At 65.5% G+C, this 17140-nt stretch carries 15 protein-coding genes; 6 read left to right on the top strand and 9 right to left on the bottom strand.

Going from position 1 to position 17140, the window contains the following annotated elements:
* Positions 1 to 13: 13 nt before the first annotated feature.
* The 6 genes from ACQPYR_RS43185 (at position 14) to ACQPYR_RS43210 (ending at position 9283) form a co-directional block, all read left to right on the top strand.
* Complete coding sequence (locus ACQPYR_RS43185) at positions 14 to 4447, top strand: lipid II flippase MurJ (protein ID WP_433626016.1); 4434 nt, start codon at positions 14 to 16, stop codon at positions 4445 to 4447.
* A gap of 474 nt (positions 4448 to 4921) precedes the next feature.
* Complete coding sequence (gene sigM, locus ACQPYR_RS43190) at positions 4922 to 5455, top strand: RNA polymerase sigma factor SigM (protein ID WP_433635418.1); 534 nt, start codon at positions 4922 to 4924, stop codon at positions 5453 to 5455.
* A 99-nt stretch (positions 5456 to 5554) separates the two neighbouring features.
* The gene (locus tag ACQPYR_RS43195; RefSeq protein WP_433626019.1) at positions 5555 to 6373 is read left to right on the top strand and encodes a hypothetical protein; all 819 of its coding nucleotides are present in this window, start codon (positions 5555 to 5557) and stop codon (positions 6371 to 6373) included.
* A 190-nt stretch (positions 6374 to 6563) separates the two neighbouring features.
* Positions 6564 to 7550: a thioredoxin-disulfide reductase gene (gene trxB / locus ACQPYR_RS43200; RefSeq protein ID WP_433626022.1), complete on the top strand. Its 987-nt coding sequence runs from the start codon at positions 6564 to 6566 to the stop codon at positions 7548 to 7550.
* A 36-nt stretch (positions 7551 to 7586) separates the two neighbouring features.
* Positions 7587 to 7913 (top strand): thioredoxin, encoded by a 327-nt coding sequence (gene trxA, locus ACQPYR_RS43205; RefSeq protein WP_433626025.1) that lies wholly within the window; start codon positions 7587 to 7589, stop codon positions 7911 to 7913.
* Positions 7914 to 8086: 173 nt separating this feature from the next.
* Positions 8087 to 9283 (top strand): N-acetylmuramoyl-L-alanine amidase, encoded by a 1197-nt coding sequence (locus tag ACQPYR_RS43210; protein WP_433600294.1) that lies wholly within the window; start codon positions 8087 to 8089, stop codon positions 9281 to 9283.
* Positions 9284 to 9389: 106 nt separating this feature from the next.
* On the opposite strand, the gene ACQPYR_RS43215 is transcribed toward ACQPYR_RS43210, so the two are convergent.
* The 9 genes from ACQPYR_RS43215 to rpmH form a co-directional block, all read right to left on the bottom strand.
* Positions 9390 to 10121: a GNAT family N-acetyltransferase gene (locus tag ACQPYR_RS43215; RefSeq protein WP_433626028.1), complete on the bottom strand. Its 732-nt coding sequence runs from the start codon at positions 10119 to 10121 to the stop codon at positions 9390 to 9392.
* Between the two features lie 215 nt (positions 10122 to 10336).
* Positions 10337 to 11365, bottom strand: coding sequence for a ParB/RepB/Spo0J family partition protein (locus tag ACQPYR_RS43220; RefSeq protein ID WP_433626031.1), 1029 nt, complete (start codon positions 11363 to 11365; stop codon positions 10337 to 10339).
* A gap of 25 nt (positions 11366 to 11390) precedes the next feature.
* Positions 11391 to 12344 (bottom strand): ParA family protein, encoded by a 954-nt coding sequence (locus tag ACQPYR_RS43225; RefSeq protein WP_245720979.1) that lies wholly within the window; start codon positions 12342 to 12344, stop codon positions 11391 to 11393.
* A gap of 616 nt (positions 12345 to 12960) precedes the next feature.
* Positions 12961 to 13689, bottom strand: a complete 729-nt coding sequence (rsmG, locus tag ACQPYR_RS43230) for a 16S rRNA (guanine(527)-N(7))-methyltransferase RsmG (RefSeq protein WP_433626033.1) — start codon at positions 13687 to 13689, stop codon at positions 12961 to 12963.
* Between the two features lie 120 nt (positions 13690 to 13809).
* A complete protein-coding gene (locus ACQPYR_RS43235; RefSeq protein ID WP_387287501.1) occupies positions 13810 to 14328 on the bottom strand; it encodes a protein jag in 519 nt (172 codons plus the stop codon).
* Positions 14329 to 14474: 146 nt separating this feature from the next.
* The gene (gene yidC, locus ACQPYR_RS43240) at positions 14475 to 15572 is read right to left on the bottom strand and encodes a membrane protein insertase YidC (protein WP_387287070.1); all 1098 of its coding nucleotides are present in this window, start codon (positions 15570 to 15572) and stop codon (positions 14475 to 14477) included.
* A 4-nt stretch (positions 15573 to 15576) separates the two neighbouring features.
* Positions 15577 to 15930 carry a membrane protein insertion efficiency factor YidD gene (gene yidD / locus ACQPYR_RS43245; protein ID WP_084483836.1) on the bottom strand — a complete coding sequence of 118 codons (354 nt, stop codon included), beginning with the start codon at positions 15928 to 15930 and terminating at the stop codon, positions 15577 to 15579.
* A complete protein-coding gene (gene rnpA, locus ACQPYR_RS43250) occupies positions 15927 to 16358 on the bottom strand; it encodes a ribonuclease P protein component (RefSeq protein ID WP_433626036.1) in 432 nt (143 codons plus the stop codon). Before rnpA ends, yidD begins: the two co-directional genes overlap by 4 nt.
* A gap of 21 nt (positions 16359 to 16379) precedes the next feature.
* Positions 16380 to 16523 (bottom strand): 50S ribosomal protein L34, encoded by a 144-nt coding sequence (rpmH, locus tag ACQPYR_RS43255; protein ID WP_083898281.1) that lies wholly within the window; start codon positions 16521 to 16523, stop codon positions 16380 to 16382.
* Positions 16524 to 17140: the final 617 nt, after the last annotated feature.

Raw genomic sequence — 17140 nt, forward strand, 5'->3', positions numbered from 1 at the left:
CGCAGGAGGCACGATGAGCGACGATGATCTATCCGCTCATCGGCAACCACCTGTTGATCGGCCCGACGGACCCCAGGCCCGCCGGGCGCCTTCGGCACCCTGGGAACGTCAACTGGCGCAGCCACCGGCAGCACCGGAGGACGCGGATATGACCCCCGACGAACGTTTCGGCGATTCGCCGCGCGTACCGCAGGTGAGTCGGCCGGCTCAGCCGCAGCGACCGGTGCCGCCGCCGCGTCCGACACCCCGTGTCGCGCAGCCGCCGACCGGACCGATGGCACCGCCCTCCGGCGCATTGCCCAGGCAACCCCGGCCGCAGCAGCGGCCGGTACCCCGTCCTCCGCAATATCCGGATCCGCAGCAATATCCCGAACCCCGGCCGCATCCGGGTCAGCAGGCCCATCCGGGTCAGCGGCAATACCCGGCGCCGCCACAGCAGCCCGGTCCGGCCCGGCCGCGTCCGATGCCGCCCGGTCAACAGATGCCGCCCGGTCAACCGGTATCGGGACCGCCGGGCGCACCGCCTCGGGTTCCGCCCCAGCGTTTCGCGCCGCCGCCGAGCTACCAGGCGCCGCGACCGAGCTATCAGACACCGCCGCCACAGCCCCCGGCAACGCGGCAGCCGCCGATCGAACAACAGCGACCGGTCGAGCGCCGGCAACCCGTCGAACGGCGGCAGCCGGTGGAACCGCCGCAACGTCCCGCTCCCCGGGAAGCGGCCAGGCCACGGACCCAGGAATGGCCCGCCGCACCCGCATCGGGCCCGGTAGCCACCGAAACCAAACAGAACGCGAGCTCGCGTCTGCTGCGCGACTCCGGATCGATCGCGATCGCCACCCTGATCAGCCGCGTCACCGGCTTCGGTAAACAGCTGTTGTTGCTGACCGCGCTCGGCCCGGCCGTCGCCAGTGCTTACACCTCGGCCAACCTGATCCCGAACATGATCACCGAGCTCGTCCTCGGCGCGGTCTTGACCGCGATGGTGGTGCCGACGCTGGTGCGCGCCGAACAGGAGGACGACGACGGGGGCGTCGCATTCGTCCGCAGGCTGGTCACCGCCGCCTTCGCGGTGCTCGCCGCGGCCACGCTCTTCGCCGCGGCGGCGACGCCGTTGCTGGCGACCCGGGTCTTCGTCTCCTCGGACGGCAAGGTCAATACCGAACTGACCACGGCCCTGACCTACCTATTGGTGCCCGCCATCCTGTTCTACGGCATGTCGGCACTGTTGACGGCGATCCTCAATACCCGGCAGAACTTCAAACCCGGGGCCTGGGCGCCGGTGCTGAACAACCTCGTCGTGCTGGTCGTGCTCGGTCTCTATGCCCTCACGCCGGGCGAGATCACACTTGATCCGGTCCGAATGAGCGATCCGAAACTGCTGGTCCTCGGCGGCGGTATCACCCTCGGTGTGGCCACCCAGGCGCTGAGCCTGCTGCCCGCGATCAAGCGCAATCAGATCGATCTGCGGCCGCTGTGGGGTATCGACGCGCGACTCAAGCAGTTCGGCAAGATGGGTTCGGCCATCATCCTGTACGTGGTGATCAGCCAGATCGGTCTGATCGTCTCGAACCACATCGCCTCGACGGCCGATGAGGCAGGCCCGGCGATCTATACCAATGCCTGGCTGCTGCTCCAACTGCCCTACGGCGTTCTCGGTGTCACGCTGCTCACCGCGATCATGCCGCGGCTGAGCCGCAACGCGGCAGCCGATGACACCCCCGCAGTCGTCGACGATCTGTCCGTCGCGACCCGCTTGACGATGATCGCCCTCGTTCCGGTGGTCACCTTCCTGACGCTGGCCGGCCCGCAGGTCGGCGAGGCGCTGTTCGGCTACGCACGGTTCACCGGCGACGCCGCGCGCCTGGGCGAGGCGGTCAGCTGGTCGGCCTTCACGCTGATTCCGTACTCCCTGGTGCTCATCCATCTGCGCGTTTTCTACGCGCGGGAGCAGGCATGGACGCCGACCTGGATCATCCTCGCCATCACGACGATCAAGATCCTGTTCTCGGCGCTGGCGCCTGCGCTGGCGAGCGACAGCGGTCAGGTCGTGAAAATCCTGGGTGTCGCGACCGGACTCGGCTTCCTGGCCGGTGCCGTCATCGGCGGCTATCTGCTGCACCAGAGCCTCGGCGATCTGCGCATGGTCAATGTCGGACGCACGGTTACCCGCGTCCTGCTGTCCTCGATCGCGGGCGGCGCCGTGATGCTCATCGTCGACAAGGTGCTCGGACTCGACCGCCTCTCCGGCGGACCCGGCTCGCTGATCCGGGTGATCGTATCGGCCATCGTGATGTTCGCGGTCGCCTTCGGGCTGATGCGCCTGGCCGGTATCCCGGAGATCGTCGCGATCACCGTCGCCGTCTCCCGGCGCCTCGGCTTCACCCCGCCCGCACCCGATCTCGATCTCGAGGGTCCGGTCGAGGACGAGTACGCGACACAGGTATTCCGGCGGCCCGAGCCGTATGTGGCATACCCTGGTTTCGACCCGTACATGGATGCCCAAACCATGGTGCTACCCGTGATCCGAGCTCATACCGTTGACAGCACCGGTATGGGTGAGTTCCCGTACCCTGTTCGGCAGAGAAGCACAGGTGGCGAGTTCGCCGGAACTTCGACATATCAGGGCGAAGGAGGAACGAGGGTGAGCGACGACGCGGCGCCGGGCGGCGTCCCAGCCGCCGAATCTGCTGCGACCAAGGCAGGCGGGCTCTCCACAGATGTTCCGCCCGCCGGGGAGGCCTCTGATTCCGCATACGCGAATCAGGGTGCCGATAACGGTCCGCCGGAGCACGATTCGGCGCCCGGATCCGGTGAGCAACCGCGGGAGGCCCCGCAGCGCGATCCGATGTACGACACCGGGATGATCCCGATCCCGCCGCAGCTACCGCCGATGGACGACGCGGGTCGAAGAACGCCGCGCGGCCCCAAGCTGATTCCGGGCGCTTCCGTAGCGGGCGGCCGCTACCGGCTGCTCGCGAGTCACGGTGGATCCCGCGGACTCAAGTTCTGGCAGGCGCTCGATATCAAGCTCGACCGCGAGGTCGCGCTCACCTTCGTCGATGCCGATCAGAAGGCGACCGACAACTCCGGTCACGACGGTCCGCAGGCGATCCTGTCGCGCACGCTGCGCCTGGGCCGGATCAACTCGCCGGGCCTGGCTCGCGTACTCGATGTGGTACGTGGCAGCTCCGGCGGCATCGTGGTGGCCGAATGGACCCCGGGTCGTTCGCTGCGCGAAATGGCCGAGACGGTGCCGTCGCCGATCGGTGCCGCGCGTGCCATCCGAGCTTTGGCCTCGGCCGCCGAATTGGCCCATCGCGGCGGCGGTTCGCTGTCCATCGACCATCCGGACCGGGTCCGGATCAGTGCCACGGGTGACGCGGTGCTCGCGTTCCCGGGCACGCTGTCCGATTCCGACGCGCAATCCGATGTGCGCGGCCTCGGCGCCATGCTCTACGCGCTGATCACCGCTCGCTGGCCGATCCGCGCCGGTGGCATGACCGGCACGGCAGCGACGGTAGGCGGTCTGCGGCTGGCCGATTTCGGTTCCGACGGCACCCCCGTCGAACCACGGCAGATCCGGCCCGAGGTGCCGTTCGAGATCTCGGCGGTCGCGGTCCGTTCGCTGGAATCGAACAAGGGCGTGCGCACCGCTGCGACCGTGCAGCATGTGCTCGAACAGGCCTCGGTGGTCGATCAGAAGACCGATTTCATCCCGGTGCTGCGTCTCGGTCAGCGTCCGTCGAGCGGTGCCGAGGAATCGCTGGCCGATCCGGAATTGCTTGCGGCGGAACGCGAACGCTCGCAGCGGATGATGTGGATCATGGTCGGGCTCGGCATTCTGGCCGCGCTCGTGGTCGGCATCATCATCTGGTGGATGGTCAGCGTCTTCGCGCCGAGCGCGTCGGACGCACCGCTCAACGAGCAGCGCAATATCGGCCTCACCACGAACAGTTCACCCGCGCCCGCGCCCACCTCCGGTGGTACGACAGGGACGGCCGCGGGCGGGGTCCCGGTTCCGGTGACGAGTGTGTCGGTGTTCTCCCCGGAGGGCACACCGGACAATGTCAGCGGTACCGGTGCGGTGCTCGATCACGATCCGGGCACCGTCTGGCGCACCGATCAGTACTTCCAGCAGTTCCCGGCGCTCAAGAAGGGCGTCGGGCTGCTGGCCACCCTGCCGAGTCCGGCCAAGCTGACGAGCGTCTCGATCGAATCGCCGAGTACGGGCACCTCGGTCGAGATCCGCACCTCCCCGACGGCCTCGCCCACGCTGGACCAGACCCAGCTGATCGGCTCGGCGCGACTAGAGAACGGCATCACCGAAATCCCGGTCCGCAGCGATCAGGCGGCCCGCTATGTGCTCGTATGGATCACCGGACTCGGCAATTCCGGCGGCCAGTTCCAGACCTCGATCGCCGACCTGCGTTTCGACGCCGCGCCGTAAGCGCCGCTCAGCTCTGCCTCTCGCCGCACGTGTCCGCCCCGTGCTCATCCGCCTCCCCGAATCCTCAGGTCGTACAAGTAAGCGCCGCGACGGCTGCGTTCAGATCCAGCGTCGCCTGCCTGGCTCGGTTTTGGGCGTCCCCGACGAGTTACCCGTGTACTCGCGAAATCAGTTGTCACCTTCCCGCGGTTTCGGATCCGCTGTGCTCCAAGTGGTCTGGTTGCTGCCGATTCTTTACTGACGATATGATCTAGCCGCGCTCTCACTCAGGGGGGAGCTCCCCGGGTTCTGGTTGTTCGATCCTGGATGCTGCGAAATTTCGATGGTGGTCGCTCGTGTCCGTCATCGCCGTGAGAGCTGTCCAAGGGGTTGGTTTTGCCGTCCGAACTGAACGAGGATTCCCACGGGGGGAAGTCGCGGCCTGTTGCGTTCCGGGAGCGTTCGTTCGTCCCCGACGAGCTCAGCGATGTCGAACTGCTGCACGCCCACGTGCGCGGTCAGCGGCATGCCTTCGCGGAGCTGCTGCGCCGCCATAACGACCACCTGTGGCAGACTGCCCTGCGCACCTCCTATACCCGCGAGGACGCGGCTGATTCGCTGCAGGATGCCCTGCTCTCGGCACACCGCACCGCAGCCACCTTCCGCGCCGAGGCCGAGGTGCGCAGCTGGCTGCACGCCATCGTGGTGAACGCCTGCCTGGACCGGATCCGGCGCAACAAGACCCGTCGCGCGGTATCGCTGTCGCCGGATACCATGCCGGAACCCAAGGACACCCGCGACGATATCGCCGAACTGGAGATGTCACTCGTCATCGACCGTGCGCTGTTCACGCTGCCGGAGGAGCAGCGGGCGGCGCTTGTCGCGGTGGAACTGGAGGGGCGTAGTGTCGCGGAAACAGCGGCGCTGCTCGGCGTCCCGGAGGGCACCATCAAGAGCCGATGCGCGCGCGGCCGACAGCGGCTCCAAGAACGTTTGGAATTTCTGCGTGATCCGGGGAACCGGAAGTAGTCGAGATGCGTCATTAACAGTGACGGACAACCAGACGATGTACTGGCAGCGCCGCCCGCGACATGTGGGCGGGCATCTACTCGAGAATCCGGAGGTGCGATGGCGACCCGATCCGATCCGCAGCCTCCGTTCTCACCCGAACTGCTCGCCGACCTACATGCCGACAATGTGGCGCCGGAGCTGCGCGAGCAGCTGTGGCCGATGGTCCGCAACGATCCGGACGCCCTGCGGTTCCTGAACTCCCTCGACGATGTCAGTGCCGAATTGCGCGCACTCGGCCAGGACGAGCACGTCATTCACGCCATGCCGGCCGATATCGCGGCCCGACTGGAGGAGTTCGTCGAAGGCCTCGATGTGGCAGAAGAGCCCACCGAGCAGGTCGGAACCGTGCATCGGCTGCCCTCGGCCCCCACACGGCCGGAATCGTCGGTGCCGGTGTGGCCCGAATCCGCCGATGCCGCAAAGCATTCCGGGCACGAGGCTGCCATCCCGCTGACGCGACGCGGCACACGCAGACTCCGCTGGCTCGCCGCCGCGGCCGCCGTGATCGCGGTCGTGGCCTGCGTGGCGGTCGCGGTCGACGCACTGCGCGGGCACGAGGTGGCCCCGAGCGCCCAACCGACCCCAAGCAGCAATGTCCAACTCGGTGACGAACTCGACGCCACCGTCGCATTGAGGGCCCTCGGTCGCAATGACGTCAGCGGCGCACTCGGCACTGCGGCGGCCCTGAACCGCTGCGTCCACGCCAACGGCCTGGACCGCACCGTCCTCGGTTCGACCGACACCACCTTCGGGGGCAGGGAAGCCGTGCTGATCCTGCTCACCGGCCCGCGTCCACACAAGATCACCGCACTGGTCGTCGGAACCGGTTGCGGCACCGACGATCCGCAACAGTTGGCACTCACCGACATCGGTTGACGAGTGGGCGACGTCACGTCGTGTGGTTGTCCCACATCACGTCGGGAACAACACCGTTTACCCTGTTGTTGACCGACACGTCTAACGAATCTCCCTCGGAAGGGTCACCCGTGAGCGAGCGCAGCGAGCGAACTATCAACACAGCCAACCTGTTGGTCACGGTGGTGCCGAGCGCCAGCGAGGCGCAGGCATGAGCAACGCAGTTCGCGACTTGATCATCGTCGGCTCCGGACCCGCCGGCTATACCGCCGCCGTCTACGCAGCCCGCGCCGAACTCCAGCCCCTGCTGTTCGAGGGCACCCAGTTCGGCGGCGCACTGATGACCACCACCGAGGTCGAAAACTTCCCCGGTTTCCGCGCCGGCATCATGGGCCCGGATCTCATGGAGGAGATGCGCGAACAGGCCAAGCGGTTCGGCGCCGATATCCGGACCGAGGATGTGGACGCCATCGATCTGAGCGGCCCGATCAAGACGGTCACCGTCGGCGATGAGACCCACCAGGCCTACGCCGTAATCCTCGCCATGGGCTCGGCCGCACGCTATCTGAATGTGCCCGGTGAGCAGAAGCTGCTCGGCCGGGGTGTCAGCGCCTGCGCCACCTGCGACGGCTTCTTCTTCAAGGGCCAGGACATCGTCGTGGTCGGCGGCGGCGACTCCGCGATGGAAGAGGCGACCTTCCTCACCAAATTCGCCAGCACCGTGACCATCGTGCACCGCCGCGAGGAATTCCGCGCCTCACGCATCATGCTGGAGCGCGCCAAGGCCAACGAGAAGATCAAGTTCGTGCTCAACGCCGAGGTCGCCGCGGTCAACGGCGATTCCAGCGTGACCAGCCTGACACTGCGCGATACCCGTACCGGCGAGACCTCCGAACTGGCCGCGACCGGCCTGTTCGTGGCGATCGGACACGATCCGCGCAGCGAGCTGGTCAAGGATCAGGTGGAGCTGGACGACGAGGGCTACGTGCAGGTGCTGCACCCGTCAACCGCTACCAAGGTCCCCGGCGTCTTCGCCGCGGGCGATCTGGTAGACCACACCTACCGCCAGGCCATCACCGCCGCGGGCACCGGCTGCCGCGCCGCGATCGATGCCGAGCGCTGGCTGGCCGACCAGGGTGACATCACCTCGAACACCCTGGATCACGCAGGCAACTCAGTTGCCGTGCCCGCCAACTGATCTCATCATTTTTTTTGCACTACAAGGAGATACCCCATGTCCGAAAACACGGTCACCGTGACCGACGCGTCCTTCGCCGACGATGTGCTGCTCAGTGAGAAGCCGGTACTCGTCGACTTCTGGGCCGACTGGTGCGGTCCGTGCAAGATGGTCGCCCCGGTGCTGGAGGAGATCGCGGGCACGCACGCGGACAAGCTGACCGTGGCCAAGGTGGATGTGGATGCCAATCCGGGCGTCGCCCGCGATTATCAGATCCTCTCGCTGCCAACTATGATGCTGTTCTCCGGTGGCAAGCCGGTCAAGCAGATCGTCGGAGCGAAGGGCAAAGCCGCCCTGCTGCGTGAACTCGACGGCATCCTCTGACGTATTCGTCAAAGAACGCCGTCAATCGACGACGCGCCGTAGGATGCCTGGACGCCGGGAATTGTCGTATTCCGGTCCGGGTCTGAGACAATCGACCGACCTCCGGTCGTGCGAGGGTGTGAGCCATCGCATGAGTGGGTACCCGGGTTGACGGAAGGAAAGGGCTCTCACGCATGCACCGACTTCGTCACGGCGATACCGGTCCAGCCGTCGCCGAGGTTCGGAGCACCCTGGCAAGTCTCGGGTTTCTGCATACGCACTCCGCCGCAACAGATCATGCTGATGCGCGAGAGTACTGGATGGACACCGACGCTTCCTTCGATCGCCAGCTCGACTCGGCGGTTCGCGCCTTCCAACAGCACCGCGGACTGCTGGTCGACGGAGTCGTCGGACCGGCTACCTACCGCGCGCTCAAGGAAGCCTCCTATCGCCTCGGTGCCCGCACATTGATCTACCAGCTCTCCGCGCCGCTCTACGGCGACGATGTGGCAACCCTGCAGCGCCGGCTACAGGATCTCGGTTTCTACGTGCACCGCGTCGACGGTTACTTCGGCCCGCACACCCATGAAGCGCTCACCGCATTCCAGCGGGAGATCGGCTTGGCGGCGGACGGCATCTGCGGTCCGGATACACTGCGCTCGCTGGAGCTGCTCGGCGCGCGCGTCACCGGCGGCAATCCGCATCGGATCGCCGAGGAAGAGGTGGTGCACCGGGCCGGCCCGCAGTTGACCGGGAAGCGGATCGTCATCGATCCGGGTCTCGGCGGCCCGGACAAGGGTTTCGCGGTGCCGACCGAATACGGCGATGTCTACGAGTCGGAGATCCTGTGGGATCTGGCCAGCAGGCTGGAGGGCCGAATGGCCGCCACTGGCATGGAAACTTTCCTGTCGCGGCCGTGGGGCGCCAATCCGAGCGACGCCGATCGCGCGGATACCTCCAATGCCTTCGACGCCGATCTGATGATCTCGCTGCGCTGCGCGACCAATCCGAGCCCGTCCGCCAACGGTGTCGCGGGCTTCCACTTCGGCAATTCGCACGGTTCGGTATCGATGATCGGCCAGGTGCTAGCCGGCTTTATCCAGCGTGAGGTGGTCGCGCGAACCTCGTTGCAGGACTGCCGGACTCATGCGCGTACCTGGGATCTGTTGCGGCTCACCAAGATGCCGACCGTGCAGGTCGATATCGGTTATCTCACAAACGAATACGATGCATCGGTACTCACCAACCCCCGGATGCGCGATGTGATCGCCGAGGCCATCCTCATCTCGGTGAAGCGGCTGTATCTGCTCGGCCAGGACGATCAGCCGACGGGCACATACACTTTCGCCGAATTGCTGGCGGAGGAATTGGCCGCAGCCGACCGGATGTAGTGAATTACCTTCTGGCTCATTAGATTACGAACAACAAAAATACTTCCGGTACGAGTGCGCCCCTGCCGATCGTCGGCAGGGGCGCACTGCTGCTGTATGCGGAGTCTCAGGGTGCTCCGACGCGGAAGGGGACCGTCAGGGAGGCGGCGGCGAGCAGCTGATCGAGCGCGCGCTCCACATCTTCCTTCCAACCGTGATCGGAGTCGAGTTCCAAGCGCAGCCGGGGGAAGCGGTGGTGCGGCGCCACCACTTCGAAACCGACGTCCTCCAGGAAGTCCGCCTCGATCATGCAGGTCTCCGGCGAACATCCGGTCGCCTTACCGGCCGAGGCCGCATCCCGGACCGGTGAACCGATCCGCTCCATCAACCGCATCGAGCCGAGCGAACGATCCGACATCGCGGTCGCCGGAGGATCGGTGCGAATGCCGAAGGCCTCTAACGCACGTACGCCACGACGGACCAGATCGGCCACCACGGCCGTTATGAGGCGGTGGGCTATGTCGGCATCCTGATACGGGAATTCGGCCCGCAGCGTGGTCAGCAGGACCGCGTCCGGGCTAACCGGCGATGTGGGGAACAGGCCGGCACGCGGTACGGCGCTCGGCGGCGAATACAGCGCACACCCCGCTATGTTGCCGTCCACGTTCGCGACCTGACCGCACGAACCCCACTCCAGCATGACCGTGGACAGCCAGGCCTCCTTCTCGAAGACCGGATCACTGAACTCACGGGAGGTCGCGGCCACGGCCGGATCGATCTCCCAGAACACGCAACGCCGCGCATGGGCGGGTAGCCTGTCGAGTCCACCGAGGGTTAATGCTGTGACGCTGGTCGACACCGCTCTGCTCAGCCTCCAGCTATCCGATTCATCCACACTCACGCTGCATTCACTCGCCAGCAAGAATATGCGATCAAAGCGAACCCGCCTCATTCCACGTCGCTGTGCTGTTGGTAAGGAGCCCCTCCGTAGGCCGATTTTCCGCGCCGTCACAGTGACGTTTCGACGCCGAACACGTGCCTACCGGAAACACACGGCTATTTTTGCCACTTCGGTCACTTGCCGAGCTGCTGCTGCTCCATCATGCCTACGATGCGTTCGAGGTCTTCGACCGAACCGAATTCGACGACGATCTTGCCCTTCCGCTTGCCGAGGCTCACGGTGACGCGAGTGTCGAAGGATTCCGACAGCCGCTCGGCCACATCCTGCAGACCCGGCATATGAATCGGCTTGCGCCGGGCGGCAGGGGGAGCGGCCGTATCCGGGTCCCGGTTCGCCAGGGTGACGGCTTCCTCGGTGGCCCGGACCGACAATCCCTCGGCAACGATGCGGGCGGCGAGTACCTCTTGGGCGTCGGCGCCTGCCTCGAGACCGAGCAGCGCCCGAGCGTGTCCGGCGGACAGTACGCCGGCCGCGACCCGGCGCTGCACCGGGATCGGCAGTTTCAACAGGCGAATCATATTCGTCACCACCGGTCGGGATCGACCGATTCGGGTGGCCAATTCCTCATGGGTGACGTCGAATTCCTCTAGCAGCTGCTGATAGGCCGCCGCCTCTTCGAGCGGGTTCAGCTGCACCCGATGGATGTTCTCCAGGAGGGCGTCCCGCAGCATCGCGTCGTCCGCGGTCTCGCGGACAATGGCTGGAATCGCCGCGAGCCCAGCCTCTTGGCAAGCGCGCCAACGACGCTCACCCATGACGATCTGATACTTGTCCACCCCCGGCTCCAGCCGACGCACCACGATGGGCTGCATCAGGCCGAATTCCTTGATGGAGTGCACCAGCTCGGCGAGCGCCTCCTCCTCGAAGACGTGGCGCGGCTGCTTGGGATTCGGTTCGATCTGCTCCGGCGGAATCTCGCGATAGGACGCGCCGCCATCCGACAGCTGCTCATCGCTGGGGTCGGGGACCCGGTGCAGAAAGGCGGAAGCCGGTTGGGGTCCGATCGGATCGACGCCGATGACGACATTGGCTGCGGCGCTGCCGAGTCCGGGTGCGGCACCGAGTCCCGGTGTGGCCGCCGGCCCGGTCGGAATCAACGCGGCAAGTCCGCGGCCTAGGCCGCCCTTCTTCGCCTGAGTCATCGGTTACCGACCCTTTCCTCGTTCGTCATTGCGCGCGCTCTGCCGCACCCGGCCGGATCACCGACCGGGAGGCCATCTCGCGACCGGCGTCCAGATAACTCATCGCACCCCGGGAGCCTGGATCATAATCGAGTACCGTCATGCCGTAGCCCGGCGCCTCGGAGACCTTCACACTGCGGGGGATGACCGACTTCAGCACCACATCGCCGAAGTGCCCGCGCACCTCCTCGGCGACTTGGTCGGCCAGCTTGGTCCGTCCGTCGTACATCGTGAGAAGCACCGTCGACACGTGTAGTTCGGGATTCAGGTGCGCCTGTACCAGACCGATATTCCGGAGCAATTGCCCCACACCCTCCAGCGCGTAGTACTCGCACTGGATCGGGATCAGCACTTCCTTGGCAGCAACCATTGCGTTGACGGTGAGCAGACCGAGCGACGGCGGGCAGTCGATCATGACGTAATCGATGTCGTATCCGGCGATATTGGCCTCCTGGATGGCGGCCTTGAGTCGTCCCTCCCTGGCCACCATGGAAACCAATTCGATCTCGGCACCGGCCAGGTCAATGGTCGCCGGGATGCACAGCAGACGCTCGCTGTGCGGGCTCTGCTGAATCGCATCCATCACCGACACCTCGCCGATGAGGAGTTCATAGCTCGACGGGACACCCGAGTGATGTTCGATACCCAGGGCGGTGCTGGCGTTGCCCTGGGGATCGAGGTCGATCACGAGAACCGTCATCCCGGTATGCGCCAGGGCGGCCGCGAGATTCACGGCGGTTGTCGTCTTACCGACGCCCCCCTTCTGATTGGCGATGGTGATGATCCGTTGCTCGTGCGGTTTCGGCACTGTCACCTTTCCTGGATGCAATATTTGGCTTGCACGTTGGGCTTCGGCTGCTATCGGGGTCTCACTGGGGGAGATGTGCCCGAACGGTGTGCTTCCGAATGCCTCCGCATCCAAGGTGCTGGAGTCCAGCATCCCCGGCACGCGCGACGTTGTTTCCCGTGAAACATTCGCCGGACCGCTCGACATAGACAGCTCCTAACGCGAGAACCTCAGATCACGTACGCCCGACCGAATTCGGCGCCGTGTCATCACTAGCTGTGTCGGATCGAACTTGATGCTCAATCGGGACCGCGGCGCCCGACCGACGAGCGGAGCTCTCGCCGCTGCGACAAACCCGCATCCCTCCGTGGCACCAACGCTCACGCCCGACGCTCACTAGCTTGCCAGCACTCAGCGCGATTAGAAAGCTGAATCGCGGCATCACATAAAGGACACGCGAATCTGCACCGAATCACATCGCCGCAAACAAGATTGACGCGTTCGATTTGCCGTTTCACATGAAACATGAAGTCCCGGACCGACACCGAAGTTCTGTTTCACATGAAACATCGGATACGGTTCCGCGCCGCGGACATCTCACACCGGGCGCTCTCGTGTCCAATGAGCCTCGCGCAATGGGGATTATCGATTTCCCTATCCGTTACCACCGGATTCAAAACGTCACGTGAAGTTTCGGGTCGAATCCTGCTGCGCTGCGGACGCCAAGGCCCCTTGTTTCACATGAAACATTGCCGCGAATCGAGAACTGCTACTTCGACTTCCGCGCCGACCTGCCGGCTCGACGCGAGGGACGCTCGGCACGCGGCAGCCGTTCGGCGCTGATCACCAGAGTGGGGGTGGAGACGAGTCCGGCACCGCATTCCAGAACGGTCGCATTTCCCGCGCCCGCCTTCGTCAAAGCCTCACCGTCGCGCTCGAGTTCTTCGGCCGCGCTGACTCCCTTCAGCGCGAGCATCCGTCCGTGATCGCGCAACAGAGGAAGGGACCACTGCGCCAGCTTCGCCAGCGGGGCAACCGCGCGAGAGGTCACCACATCCGCGCCGCCCGCTTCCTTCATCACGCCGGACTGCTCGGCCCGACCGCGCACCACGGTCACATCGAGTCCGGCCGCCTCGATGAATTCGCTCAGAAAGATGGTGCGACGCAGCAGCGGCTCGACCAAGGTGATGCGGAGATCCGGGCGCGCGATCGCCAATGGGATTCCGGGCAGTCCGGCACCGCTGCCGATATCGACCACGGTGGCGCCCTCCGCCATCAACTCACCGACCACCGCACAGTTGAGGATGTGTCGATCCCATAGCCTCGGCACCTCGCGGGGGCCGATCAGTCCGCGCTCGACACCGGCGGCGGCGAGGGCGGCGCAGTACCGACGCGCGAGATCCAGCCGGTCTCCGAAAACCACCGCGGCCGTCGCCGGGGGCTCCAGCTCATTCGGCAACGCGGTGATGCCACCGAGATCTCGTTCCACGTGAAACATCCTTCCGAACTCGAGTCGATCAGTACGGCAATGGGGCCGGGGGAGGGGGCGCGTATCCGAGACATGAAGAGGGCCTCCGGTCCGAAGACCGGAGGCCCTAATCCAATCACAACGCGCGATTCAGGCAGGCACCACGACAACGTGCCGATTGGGCTCCACGCCCTCGCTCTCACTGCTGACACCGTCGACGGCGGCAACGGCGTCGTGCACGATCTTCCGCTCGAAAGGAGTCATCGGCGCCAGCGGCTCCGGCTTACCGGATTCCAGCACCCGCTGCGCGGCGGCAGTGCCGAGCGCACTCAACTCCGAGCGACGCTTGGCGCGCCAGCCGGCCACATCGAGCATGAGCCGACTGCGCACCCCGGTGGCCTGCTGCACGGCCAGCCGGGTCAGCTCCTGCAGTGCGTCGAGCACCTCGCCGTTGCGGCCGACCAGCTTCGAGAGATCCCGGCCACCGTCGATGCTCACGATGGCGCGATCGCCCTCGACATCGAGATCGATATCGCCGTCGAAGTCGAGCACATCGAGCAACTGCTCGAGGTAGTCGCCCGCGATTTCGCCCTCTTCGATGAGAGCTTCCTCGGCATCGTTCGCGGACTCGGTGGATTCGGCCCCCGCTTCGGCTTCGCCGTTCACCATCGTCGTCGTCGCCACAGTGGCGTCCCCTCCGTCGGTTTCAACAGTCATTTGATTTCCTTCATCTGCTCATCGCGCGCGACCGGCGACCGGCGCCGATCGGAGAACGCGAACAGGGTTGCTCAGAGATCCCGCAGGCGCGCGATATATCAGCGCCGTCGCTTCTGGTTGGGGCGCCCGCGGTTGCCCGATCGCTTCTGCCCGCCCGAGCGCCGCTGTCCCGCCTTGGTCGGGGACTTCGCGGTGCCGTTCGTCGACGGCGGTGCGTCAACCGCATCCACGGCGGCATCGGCATCCGCATCGACGGGCGTCGCATCGGAGGGCGACTGCTTCTTCTTGACATTTACCGGCTTCGCACCAGGCTTCGGCGCGTTCTGTGCGCGCTGCTCCAGCTTCTGCTGCTTCTTGACTTCCTCTTCCTTCGCCATGCGGCCGAAGACGAGGTGCTGCTGTCCGTAGGTCCAGATGTTATTGGACACCCAGTAGAGCAGGATGGCGATCGGCAGGAAGGGGCCACCGACCAGCACGCCGAGCGGGAACACCCACAGCGCGAGCTTGTTCATCATGGCCGACTGCGGGTTGGCCGCGGCTTCCGGACTCTGCCGGGCAACCGAGGCGCGCGCGTTAAAATGCGTCGCCAGACCGGCGATCACCATCAGCGGGATGGAGACCAGCGCGATGCTCAGCTTGGTCGGCACGCCGCCGTAATCGGCGAAGGCCTGCAACTGGCTCGGCGGGCTGGTGATGTAGGCCGAGATGGGGGCGCCGAAGATGCGGGCGCTCAGGAAGGACTGGACGTCGGTGGCGCTGAAGACATAGTTCGGCGTATGCGCATTGTCGTAGGCCGACATGCTGAGCTGGCCGATGCCGGTGCCGGTGCGGTTGAAGGAGCGCAGCACATGGAACAAACCGAGGAAGACCGGGACCTGCGCCAAGATCGGCAGGCAGCCCATCAACGGGTTGAAGCCGTGATCCTTCTGCAGCTTCTGCATCTCGGTCGCCATCTTCTGGCGATCGTTCTTGTACTTCTTCTGCAGCTCCTTGATCTGGGGCTGCAGTTCCTGCATCTGTTTGGTGGTGCGCACCTGCTTGACGAACGGCTTGTAGAGCACCAGGCGCAACGTGAATACCAGGAACACCACGGCCAGTGCCCAGGTGAGTCCGTTGTCCGCGCCGAACGCGAACCCGAAGACCCGGTGCCAGAACCAGAGGATCCAGGACACCGGATAATAAATGAAGTCGAGCACGGCTCTATGCACTCCCGTCGTTCGTGTCGCCGATCACCGCGCGCGGTGATCCTTTACAAGCGTGTGGCGCCGACGCCTGCTGGTCGGCGGCTGACTCGTTCCGTTCGCGTGTTTTTCGCTCCGGAACGGGATCCCACCCACCAGGGTGCCAGGGTGCGCATTTCGCCAATCGCACGACCGTCAATCCGAGGCCGACGAACAGGCCGCGGGTGCGTAACGCGGTCACCGCGTACTCGCTACAGGTCGGGGTGAAACGGCACACCGGCAGGCGCATGGGGGAGACATACGTCCGGTAGAGCTCGATCAGGAAGATCACCGTGTTCGCGGGTAGCCGAGCAACGGTGGAACGCGCACTCATCCCGCACCGGCCACGGTAGCCGATTTGCGGACGATATCGAGCTTGCGCAGCGCGCCACGCAGCTGGCGGAGCAACTCCGTCGCGTCGGCGGTCGCGGCGCCGGGCAATGCGCGGATCACGATATCGGCATCGGCGGGCAGCTCGGCGATCACTTGACCGCACATATGACGCAGGCGGCGGGCGACGCGGTGTCGAATCACCGCGTTGCCCACCGCCTTGCTGACAATCAATCCGAACCGCGGACCGCCCACGCGGACCAACGATCCGGCCTCAGCCGCATCGCTTCGTCGTCCACTCGCGCCCACAGTTCCGTCATACCCGTGCACGAGCGCGTGTACGACCAGATCTCGCCTCCCGATTCGCTGGCCGCGGCGCACCGTCCGGGAGAAGTCGGCACGATGATGCAACCGATACGGCTCAGGCAACACCCGAGCGTCCGAGAGCGAGGATCAAGCAGTGAGGGACTTGCGGCCCTTGCCGCGTCGCGCGGAAACGATGGCGCGACCAGCGCGGGTGCGCATCCGGAGACGGAAGCCGTGGACCCGCGCCCGACGACGGTTGTTCGGCTGGAACGTCCGCTTGCCCTTGGCCACGGTCAACACTCCTCGAGTAGGTGGGCGCCGTTCGGTGCCCAAAGCTTGTCGGTGATACGTCTTTGCGCGATGAATCGCGAGGTGGTCATCATCGATGCGCGTCGGTCCTGGCGCACGAGGTCGATACGACCTGACACGGTCAGCACAGGACCGCCACCGCACCAAGGGGTGACTGTACGAGGGTACTGATCGGCAAAGTACGGGTCAAACTCGGCCCACCCTCGCGCGCCTTGCGCGGAAGCGCTGCACCGGAGTGACGCATCCTGGGTATAACCGTGAGTTCGTCCACACCCCTAGCCGTCGGCCTGCGCACCAACTAAGGTACGTAGCCAGAAGATTGCTACAGAACCGCAGGTCCAGGCCGTATAGCGGCAGAGCGCAACCTCGTTTCACATTTCCCCAGGGTTCTCCACATCTGTGGATAATTGTGTGGAAAGACCCCTGGAGTGGCATATTCGTAGGGCCGACGGTGCCACGCCGCCGCCCGGATGGGGGACCCGGGCAGCGTCCGAACCGGTTACGGACGTACGCGGAATCACAACATCGACTCAGCCACGCCGATACTCCGCAGGCTCCGACCGTCTGCTCCTATCGCCTACTTCCGGGGAGGAAACTGC

The organism is Nocardia sp. CA-120079, from assembly GCF_050955745.1.
GTDB lineage: Bacteria > Actinomycetota > Actinomycetes > Mycobacteriales > Mycobacteriaceae > Nocardia.

Coding starts and splice junctions, on each gene's coding strand:
- ACQPYR_RS43210 (WP_433600294.1), top strand. CDS start 8,087: ATGCACCGACTTCGTCACGGCGATACCGGTCCAGCCGTCGCCGAGGTT.
- ACQPYR_RS43225 (WP_245720979.1), bottom strand. CDS start 12,344: ATGCTGGACTCCAGCACCTTGGATGCGGAGGCATTCGGAAGCACACCG.
- trxB (WP_433626022.1), top strand. CDS start 6,564: ATGAGCAACGCAGTTCGCGACTTGATCATCGTCGGCTCCGGACCCGCC.
- trxA (WP_433626025.1), top strand. CDS start 7,587: ATGTCCGAAAACACGGTCACCGTGACCGACGCGTCCTTCGCCGACGAT.
- yidD (WP_084483836.1), bottom strand. CDS start 15,930: ATGAGTGCGCGTTCCACCGTTGCTCGGCTACCCGCGAACACGGTGATC.
- ACQPYR_RS43220 (WP_433626031.1), bottom strand. CDS start 11,365: ATGACTCAGGCGAAGAAGGGCGGCCTAGGCCGCGGACTTGCCGCGTTG.
- ACQPYR_RS43185 (WP_433626016.1), top strand. CDS start 14: ATGAGCGACGATGATCTATCCGCTCATCGGCAACCACCTGTTGATCGG.
- ACQPYR_RS43235 (WP_387287501.1), bottom strand. CDS start 14,328: ATGGTGAACGGCGAAGCCGAAGCGGGGGCCGAATCCACCGAGTCCGCG.
- rsmG (WP_433626033.1), bottom strand. CDS start 13,689: ATGTTTCACGTGGAACGAGATCTCGGTGGCATCACCGCGTTGCCGAAT.
- ACQPYR_RS43195 (WP_433626019.1), top strand. CDS start 5,555: ATGGCGACCCGATCCGATCCGCAGCCTCCGTTCTCACCCGAACTGCTC.